Below are 1113 nucleotides of genomic sequence, written 5' to 3' on the forward strand. Positions count from 1 at the left end.
GCCGCGAACAGAGCGTCGAAGCTTGCTGGCATGGGCTTCAGGGGCCTTCATAGGCGAGGTCGAGCRGACGGAACACCTGGCCCCCGGGGGCGATGAAATACCCATGAGAACTGCCGGCGTGTCTGAACTCGCGGACCCCGGCCGAGCGTAGCCTCTGCTGGCAGCCACCAAGATCGTTCGTCCGAAACTCGATCCACGCGCCTCGGAAGGCCCCGGCGTCATCGGTCCCATCTCCTGGATCTTCGGGGGCGAGGTCGGAGAATTCCACGCTGAAGCGGCTGCCGTCCTCGAACGACACAAGCAGAATCGGGAACTCCATCCCGAAGTCCCGTTCCGCGGTCTGGCAGTCCAAGGTGTCACGGAAGAGAGCAGTGAACGCCGCGCGGAACTCGGGTCGAACGAACAGGTGGACCCGTGCCCCAAGGGCAGCTATCCTTGGCGCGGACTCGTCGGTCACCGCTGCTGGCTGCCTGTAGAGGCCACGGTGAGGCCGATGACCTGTCCCTGAGGATCGGCGAACAGGGCGACGGGCCCGTTTGGCACGTCCACCGGCCCGAGGGCTCGCATTCGGCCCAGCTCCTCGATTCCGGCCGGCGCCTCGTGGAGGCCGCCCGCTCCGACGTCCGTGCAGGTCCAGCTGCCCGAGCGCTCGGGGGCAGCCCCCGCTCCGCCGCCGGTCCCACCGCCTCCGGGATGAACCATGGGGTAGGCCGGCCCCGCGTGAATGCCCCCCCAACCGGACGCGTCCCGATAGAAGGCCTGAAGCCATCCCGGATCGCTGCCCACAATCCCGGAGCGCGCCATCGTGTTGCCCATCGTGCTCCTCCCTTCGTGAGCTCGGCAGGTGCCGTCCTCAGGAGCGGACTGGACCTATGCAGTCAGGCTATTCCCGCCTCCTCAGGGATTCAACGGTGCGCTGCACGAGCTGGCCGTCCATCGGACGCCTCCCCGGACGGCCCTGCCAGCATGCCCTGCCTCGTCAGGTCGGGCGTGGATGGCAGGGTGCGAGGCTGGGGAGGGGAAGAGCCGGGGCGCTCTCGCGTGCCTTTTCGGATGAGAGCGGGAGGGGATGCAGGGCAGTCCCGGAAGGGAGCGGAGGGTGTTCACGGCGCA

The 1113-nt window shown here is 68.3% G+C and carries 2 protein-coding genes; both read right to left on the reverse strand.

Annotated features, from left to right (window positions below):
• Positions 1-37: 37 nt before the first annotated feature.
• The gene (locus LK10_RS04290; RefSeq protein WP_043120440.1) at positions 38-457 is read right to left on the reverse strand and encodes a hypothetical protein; all 420 of its coding nucleotides are present in this window, start codon (positions 455-457) and stop codon (positions 38-40) included.
• Positions 454-816, reverse strand: coding sequence for a VOC family protein (locus tag LK10_RS04295; RefSeq protein ID WP_052206946.1), 363 nt, complete (start codon positions 814-816; stop codon positions 454-456). The genes LK10_RS04290 and LK10_RS04295 overlap by 4 nt, the downstream gene beginning before the upstream one ends.
• Positions 817-1113 lie beyond the last annotated feature (297 nt).

It is taken from the genome of Sinomonas humi, from assembly GCF_000802235.1.
Lineage (GTDB): Bacteria > Actinomycetota > Actinomycetes > Actinomycetales > Micrococcaceae > Sinomonas > Sinomonas humi.